Genomic DNA, 7,648 nt, shown 5'->3' with positions numbered 1-7,648 from the left:
CTTCGACAGCGTCGGGCAGTTCCTCAACTGAGGCTGTTTTGAAGCCGGAGAATCCGTCCATCGCGACGACGTCGATGCCATCACGCCAGTCCTTCGGACGGGCTTTCAACCATTGCTTGAACACCTGTTTCGACCGGCCGGGCATCATGTCGAGCAGACGTGCTGGGCCTGTTCCCTCGCTGATCGGGGTGAGGTCGATGATGACGGTGACGTACTTGTCGCCACACCGGGTGTGCCGCCATACGTGCTCGTCGACGCCGATCACGGTGACCCCGCCGAAACGGGTCGGGTCGTTGATCAACAGCCGGCGACCTTCAGCGAGGATTGCGGAGTTCGCGGTGTGCCAAGACACGGCGAGTTTGCTTGCGATCACGGACACGGTGTCGTGGTCGATGACGAGAGCACGCAGCGCCCAGTCGAGGCCGGTTCGAGAGATCTTCGCTCGTGGTGGTGCCGCAGCTGTAGTGTCTTGACGCCATACGCGGCCGCACTCGACGCATTTGTAACGGCGGAGGCGAATATGAAGCGTGGTCGGCCGGTGGCCGAAGGGTTCGTGGGCCAGCTGGCGGACGACGGTGTCGCGAATGATCCCGTGGCCACCGCACCGACGGCACCAGTCATCAGCAGTGTTGGGCCGGCATTCCAGGATGGCCTTGTGCCCGGTGATGTGCTGGCCGATGCAGGCGAGGTCGAGGGTGTCGAGTCGGCAGAATGTCGTGAGGTCAGGGGTCGAGAAAGTAGGCTTGGCCATGTCGAGGTCTTTCGGATGGACTGTGTGAGAACTTCCATCATCGGAAGACCTCGACGTCTATCCGGGCAGCGACGCGCCGTGTTCTGGAATCACCGATCTACACTCTCAATTACGAAGAGCCGATTAAGGGCTCTTCATAAATAGGGCTGTAGGAGTCGATCCATTCCGCCTGCGTGGAGTAATGATCGAATGAGGTAGTTGCTTCGGTTGCGAAAGCCCAGCGCGATGCCTCGCAGGTGCTCCAGCCTTCCATTCAACGCCTCCGTGGGCCCGTTCGAGGTTCGCGGATGATCGAAATACGCCAGAATATCGCCGCGGCGACGCTGGAACGTCGTGCGGAGGCTCCGCAATTCTATGAGCTCGTCAGGGATCGTTGCTGACAGCTTATTGATCAGTCCGGCCATGATCGTCTTGCCCTGTTGCGGGAGCCCGGCGTAAGCGGCGATTGTGTCTTGGTAGAACTACCAACACACCACCAGCGCAGCATGATTGTCCGCAGCGAAGACGCTGTTGAGGTGGTGTTTCTGCTTGTCAGTGAGCAGTCCCACTCTCGTGCGGATCGTCTTTCTTATCCCGTACAAATCGTCACCAGAGTGGCCTCGACGCCCATAGATCTCGGTTTGGAGTCGTCTCCTCGTTTCATCGAGCTTGGTGCCAACGAGAGCAACGACATGGAATGGATCCATGACCGTTGTTGCTTCTGGTAGAACGTCAGTGGCGGCTTTCTTGTACCCGGCGAAGGCGTCCATCGCAATGTGGTCGATGCCGGACCTGAACTCGTCGGGTTGGCTGCTTAGCCAGTCCCCAAAGGCTTCGGCCGAACGGCCAGGGACGATGTCGATGAGCCGCGCTGGCCGGGATGTGAGGTCGACGATGACAGTTACCCACCGGTCGATGCCGCGGTGGGACCAGCAGTGCTCATCGACGCCGATCGTGGATACTCCATCCAGTCGGGAGCCGGCGGCCGAGGTCGAGGACGGCTGTGCACACGGTGTTCCACGACGTGGCGAGGTTCTTCGCGATCACGTGGATGCTCATCTTATCGATGACCACGGACTTCAGTGCCCAGTGGCGTGCGGTGCGCGAGAGCTTCGACCTTCCGACACACGCCTTGTCCACGGGTTGGGTCCAGCGTTGCCGACACCCAGGGCACCTGTAGGTGCGGATTCGGATGGCCAGAGTCACTGCGCTCAGCCCGATCGGGGGATGGATGAGTTTGCGGATCCTGGTGGACCGGACGAGTCCGCGTTGCTGAATCTCTTCCAGGCCTTCAATCATCATTCCTGAGGAAAGACCGGTGCTCGAAAAACACGCCGAACAACTAATAATTAATTAGGTTCAGCCTTCCATGCTCGACGCTTGCTTGTTCGTGTTTCCTCCTACGAACAAAATGATTGACCATGCGATAGCACCCAATATAAATGGTGAACTCAACACCCAGGACGCGATCATAAATGCATTAATCGTTACCCATCCGTCCTCAGCAGTCGCCGCCCATACGGTTGCACCTAAGCACACGATCAGCAAAATAGCACCGATTGCCGCCAATGCAATATACAAAATTCTAACTAGAACACTCTTCGGCATCACCATGGGTTTCCTTTTCCTTTGTAGTGTTTCTTTCCACCTGCTCGCACACCTTCAAAATATACGACTGCGACAGTGTAACAAGTAGCTTTTCCGCTTTTCTGTTTTTTGCATATCTTTTGCATGGCCGAACGAAATTCTACATCACAAATATTGCGGTTCTTTTTAGAGTTCTTACCGTAACATCTATCATGACTATTGCATGCAGGCTTGAAGAGGTTGTTCCACTTTTTCGCGGCTTTTTTAAGGGCCTTTGGTGTGGAGCATCCGTTCGGTGCCGCCTGAACAGAAATCTCAGTTGAGCTTAGCTCTTTAATCAACGCATCTTCTGAGATGTCTCCTTCGACATCCTCCCCGCTGGCCTTCAGCTCAACTAGAGCCTCATGCAGACGGCTCACTGCTTCCCGATCAATGTCGTCAGACTCTGCGGCTGAGACCGGCGCGATTCCTGTTGTCATGGTCAGCGCGAGTGCCACAAGGGCCACAGCAGTAATGTAGGCCGTTCTTGCAACTACTTTCATCTCGGATTCTTTCTACTCTGAGGGTGTACGAACTGCCAGGATCGCACCTTCTCAGCCTTAACACATCGCACGTACGAAGTAGATTGCATAGTTTTATTTTCAGCGAAAAAGCCCCGTCTCACACGGAGGCGGGGCTTGTGATCTATCTCACGTTTCAGGCTGTAGGCTTCCCGGCATCAAGCCAAGCCTGCTCTAGATCCCTAGGGAGTCTTCCACGATCACCAATCTCACGTTCTTCGTACTGCTCCTGAATCCACTTCCGAGCTGTAGCCTTGTCTTCATCTTCAAGGAGAGATCCGCTGACGTTATTTACGATGAGCCGTATAAGTGCGAATCGAAAGGAGTCAGCACGACCGTGAAGCTACGAGTCCGCGGTCTTCTTAGCCTGTACCCAGCTTCGAAGAACGGCGGGAAAGCCGGCAAAGCACAGAGCCGGGCAAAGAGCGACGCAAACATTACGGTCAAGGCAAACACCGGGTTCTCCAACCCTTACTACACGCCCAAGACTGGTTACAACGGTGGACGCGGCACCGGATACTGGAACGCCACCAGCACACTGATCATCAACAGTCATCCTTCACTCTCGGGAAAGCGAACAGGATCAAACTCAAAGACCGTCTGGAAGAAGATTTAGACTGCAATCTACCAAGCAAATCAAAGATCGACAGGCTAAACGAACTGCGAGGTCCCCATGGACGACGAAGTCTTTCACCTGATTGACGAGCGAGATATCGATCGTGAAGCCACTGCTGACACATTTCGCGTTTCGTTCTGGCATGGCGACGAAAACGATCCACAGGATCTCACTTCGGTCGCCGTATACGAAACTTCAGTTGCAACTCTCGACGAGGTCATCGCGTGGGCGAAGCGCGGGCAAATTCCTGAGCCTCGGCTAGTCGAAATATTCGCAGTAGTCGCTTCTGCAGAACAGAAAGACAGCATACAGATTGCGAGTTATGACCACCGCCCAGATCTGAAGCCGGGCGAAGTTCGTGACACCGGCTACTCTGAAGCGTCGATCTTCCTACACGGTTAACTGCTCGACAGCGAACAGGATGCATGAGTCAATTGCTCTCGGCGGTTCCGTCTTTTGCGGACGGGACCGCCGACTATTCCGCTCGTCGCTCCCACCACACATCATCCGACTGCAACCACGCTCCCAGCGTAGAGCACCGCCGGTCATGCAAACGCACGAACATCCCCATCGAACCCGAGGCGCTCGGGTGCGCCGTGATCTGGAATCACCGACCTACACTCTCGTTTACGAAGAGCCGTATTTCAGTGACTTAACATTTCTTTCATAAACTGGTCACGATTCGGTGTCGAAGGAGAAATATCGGCGGCATTCTTCAATACCGCCAGCGGAATTTCGCTGCCTTATCCGACCAGCAATTCAACTCGAATTTCACACAGAGCGGTGGAATTCCAGTGGCACATTGTCGATGAGATGAGTCCCTCCGACGGTGGCAGAGACGAGCAGCAGACCCTGCCCTTCGAAGTCCTGTGCGCACGGCCGGAAGGTCGTCGCATCAACGAGGCCGAGGTAGCCCAATTCGAGATCCCCTCGCTCAGCGGCGGCCTGAAGAACCGCTTCCGCTGCGGCTTCGGCACCCACTGGCGATCCGTCGGAGGCTGCCTGCGCTCCCGCATCCAAAGCACGAGGTATGGCCAATGCGGCGACACGATCGGCAGGTGCGAGATATTCATTGCGACTCGACATGGCAAGACCGTCGTCGTCGCGGACGACAGGCAGGCCGATCAGCTCGATATCGAAGTTGAGGTCGGAGATCAGGCGCTTGACCAGGCAGAACTGCTGAATGTCCTTGAGTCCGAACACCGCGGAGTCCGGTGCCGTCAGGGTGAAGAGCTTAGCCACGACAGTGAGAACCCCGTCGAAATGTCCGGGCCTGGCAGCGCCTTCGTATACTGCTCCCATCCGTCCGGATGACACGGTGACCTCGGGTGCAGACGGGTACATCTCCCCCAGCGCCGGGGCGAAGACGAAGTCCACTCCGGCGGCCTCGCAGACTTCCAAGTCAGCCTCGAACGGCCGCGGGTATTGGAAGAAGTCCTCGTCGGTGCCGAACTGCAGCGGGTTCACGAAGATGCTCGTCACGACCGAATCTCCCGATTCCCGGGCCCGGTCCATCAGTGCCTGATGCCCAGAGTGCAGGGCACCCATCGTCGGTACGAGTGACACGGTGCCCGACTGCCGCTTCCGCCAGGCGCGCAGGGCCTGGATTCCACCGACCTCCATCACTCGAAACTCCGCTCCGGCTCGGGGAATGCGCCGCTCTTAACCTCATCGACGTAGCGACCGACAGCGTCGCTGAGCACCGAATGCAGGTCGGCATACCGTTTGACGAACCGTGGCGCTTTGCCGGTCCGCAGACCGGCCATGTCCTGCCAGACGAGCACCTGGGCGTCGCAGTCGGCACCGGCACCGATCCCCACAGTCGGGATCGTCATCTCCGCCGTCACCTGCCCAGCCAACCCGGCTGGAACCATCTCCATGACCACAGAGAATGCCCCCGCCTCGGCGACGGCACGAGCATCGGCCAGCAGCGCATCACCGGCATCCCCACGACCCTGAACCTTGTACCCGCCGAGGTTGTGCTCGGCCTGGGGCGTGAACCCGATGTGGGCCATCACCGGAATGCCTGCCGTCGTGATCGCCTTGATCCTCGAGGCCACGGCCACTCCCCCTTCGAGCTTGACCGCGTGGACGCCGGCTTCCTTCATGAAGCGCACGGCCGTTGCGACCGCCTGCTCATCGGAGATCTCATAGCTGCCGAAGGGAAGGTCTGCGACGATCAGCGCCCGAGAGGTGGCACTGGAGACCGCTCGCGCCAGCGGGATGAGCTCATCGACGGTGACGGGCAGTGTGGTCTCGTGGCCGTAGACATTGTTCGCCGCGGAATCGCCGACCAGCAGCACCTCGACGCCGGCCTGCTCGAACAGTGCGGCCGTGTACTGGTCGTAGCTGGTCAGCATCGCCCAGCGCCGGCCCTGTGTCTTGGCTTTGATGAGGTCCAGAGTCCGCACCCGCCGAGGTGGTGCCGCAGCCGCACCGGCAGCAGCAGTGGATGCGGGGCCGCTCCCATAGGGCGGAGTCATCTCGGGCTGGTCGGATGTGGAGTTCTCAGGCTGTGCAGGTGCGGGTCGATCTGGTGTCGGACTATCGGGCAGGGGCATGGGCATCCTCTTCGGTCGGCCTTCGTCTGGTTGGCAACGCTGCGACAGCGCCGCATATGCGCAAGTCGGCGGCAGGCTGTGGTGCCGGCCGAATCGCGCGAGTTCACGTTCGGGTCGACTCGGATTGCGAGCCAGTTTCCAGACTAGATCATCGACCCTGGTCCGCCGCACGGTGGTGTTTTACATTACGAGCAATGATGATTAAGCTCAAATCTGCGCAAAACTTTTCCGGGAGCTTACCGCTCTGCTCCGGGAGCGCGCTGACCTGTTCCACGGGCGCGCCGCTCCACTCTGCGAAGGACGATGATGACCACAACAGCCTCGATCGAGCTCACCCTCAAGGACATCTCCGCGAAGGGCAAGAACGACGAAATGTGTTCGACCGACCTCATCGATGCCCCGTGGGACGTCGACGCCAAGCCTGGCTATGGGCCCGGCGCTTCGATGGACGATTCGATTCCCGTCTCAGCCCCACGCCAGGGTGAGATCCCCGCTGAGTACCGGGATGCCTCGGCGGACGAGCTCAATGACCGGATCATCCGCGCCAAGGAGAAGCTCGGCGACCGGGTCGTCATCCTCGGCCACCACTATCAGCGCGTCGAGGTCGTCGAGCACGCGGATTACATCGGCGACTCGTTCATGCTCGCCAAGGCTGCCCAGAATCATCCCGAGGCCGAGGCGATCGTCTTCTGCGGCGTCCATTTCATGGCCGAGACCGCTGACCTGCTCTCCACACCCGAACAGTCGGTCATCCTGCCCAACCTCGCGGCCGGCTGCTCGATGGCTGATATGGCCGACATCGACCAGGTCGAGGACTGCTGGGAACAGCTGACCGATCTGTTGGGTGACGAGCCTGATGCTGACGGCAAGGTGCCCGTCATCCCGGTGACCTACATGAATTCCTCGGCCGCGATCAAGGGATTCTGCGGCCGCAACGGCGGCATCGTGTGCACCTCCTCCAACGCCGAGGTGGTCCTTGAGTGGGCCTTCGAGCGCGGTCAGCGTGTGCTCTTCTTCCCCGACCAGCACCTGGGCCGCAACACCGCTCTGAACATGGGCATCGATATCGAGGCCATGCCACTGTGGAACCCGGCTCGACCCCTGGGCAACAACTCCCCCAGCACCATCGAGGACTCGAAGGTCATCCTGTGGCAGGGATTCTGCTCGGTGCACAAGCGCTTCACCCCCGCACAGATCGACAAGGCACGCGTCGATCACCCCGATGTGCGCGTCATCGTCCACCCCGAGTGCCCACAGGAAACCGTGGCCGCTGCCGATGAGTCCGGGTCGACGGCCTACATCACGAAGGCCATCGCCGAGGCGACCGAACCGACCACGTTCGCCATCGGCACCGAGATCAACCTCGTTCAGCGGCTGGCGGCCGAGCATCCCGAGCACACCATCTTCTGCCTCGATCCCGTCGTGTGCCCGTGCTCGACGATGTACCGGATCCACCCCGGCTACATCGCCTGGGTCCTCGAATCGCTGCTCGACGGCACCGTGATCAATCAGATCTCCGTCGACGCCGAGGTGGCCGATCCGGCCCGTGTATCCCTGGAGCGGATGCTCGCCGCGAAGCCGCGGATCTGAGCGG

8 protein-coding genes and 1 pseudogene are annotated in these 7,648 nt (G+C 59.3%); 3 read left to right on the top strand and 6 right to left on the bottom strand.

The window, feature by feature from the left end:
- The 4 genes and pseudogenes from BAUR9175_RS15935 to BAUR9175_RS15920 all read right to left on the bottom strand — a co-directional run.
- Window positions 1–751, bottom strand: a 751-nt coding sequence (locus tag BAUR9175_RS15935) for an ISL3 family transposase (protein ID WP_146000922.1), incomplete at its 3' end; no start/stop codon positions are given.
- A 134-nt stretch (window positions 752–885) separates the two neighbouring features.
- Window positions 886–2,011: pseudogene (locus tag BAUR9175_RS15930) on the bottom strand (ISL3 family transposase); the annotation flags it as partial.
- Between the two features lie 78 nt (window positions 2,012–2,089).
- Window positions 2,090–2,344, bottom strand: coding sequence for a hypothetical protein (locus BAUR9175_RS15925; protein ID WP_101584439.1), 255 nt, complete (start codon window positions 2,342–2,344; stop codon window positions 2,090–2,092).
- A complete protein-coding gene (locus tag BAUR9175_RS15920) occupies window positions 2,338–2,859 on the bottom strand; it encodes a phospholipase A2 (protein ID WP_081448683.1) in 522 nt (173 codons plus the stop codon). The genes BAUR9175_RS15925 and BAUR9175_RS15920 overlap by 7 nt, the downstream gene beginning before the upstream one ends.
- A gap of 355 nt (window positions 2,860–3,214) precedes the next feature.
- On the opposite strand from BAUR9175_RS15920, the gene BAUR9175_RS19210 reads away from it, so the two are divergent.
- Window positions 3,215–3,493, top strand: coding sequence for a hypothetical protein (locus tag BAUR9175_RS19210; RefSeq protein WP_125178287.1), 279 nt, complete (start codon window positions 3,215–3,217; stop codon window positions 3,491–3,493).
- Between the two features lie 57 nt (window positions 3,494–3,550).
- Window positions 3,551–3,895 (top strand): hypothetical protein, encoded by a 345-nt coding sequence (locus BAUR9175_RS15915; RefSeq protein WP_009885521.1) that lies wholly within the window; start codon window positions 3,551–3,553, stop codon window positions 3,893–3,895.
- A gap of 369 nt (window positions 3,896–4,264) precedes the next feature.
- Here the strand turns inward: BAUR9175_RS15915 and panC are convergent, their stop codons facing one another.
- Both panC and panB read right to left on the bottom strand, forming a co-directional pair.
- Window positions 4,265–5,116, bottom strand: a complete 852-nt coding sequence (gene panC / locus BAUR9175_RS15910; RefSeq protein ID WP_101584438.1) for a pantoate--beta-alanine ligase — start codon at window positions 5,114–5,116, stop codon at window positions 4,265–4,267.
- Entirely contained in the window at window positions 5,116–6,054 is a 939-nt protein-coding gene (gene panB / locus BAUR9175_RS15905; RefSeq protein WP_009884992.1) for a 3-methyl-2-oxobutanoate hydroxymethyltransferase, read from the bottom strand. Before panB ends, panC begins: the two co-directional genes overlap by 1 nt.
- Before the next feature lie 306 nt (window positions 6,055–6,360).
- On the opposite strand from panB, the gene nadA reads away from it, so the two are divergent.
- Window positions 6,361–7,644 carry a quinolinate synthase NadA gene (nadA, locus tag BAUR9175_RS15900; protein ID WP_101584437.1) on the top strand — a complete coding sequence of 428 codons (1,284 nt, stop codon included), beginning with the start codon at window positions 6,361–6,363 and terminating at the stop codon, window positions 7,642–7,644.
- Window positions 7,645–7,648 lie beyond the last annotated feature (4 nt).

It is taken from the genome of Brevibacterium aurantiacum (assembly GCF_900169065.1).
GTDB classification, from domain to species: domain Bacteria; phylum Actinomycetota; class Actinomycetes; order Actinomycetales; family Brevibacteriaceae; genus Brevibacterium; species Brevibacterium aurantiacum.
The sequence above is the reverse complement of the archived record's forward strand: the minus strand, read 5'-3'. Positions and strand labels throughout refer to the sequence as shown.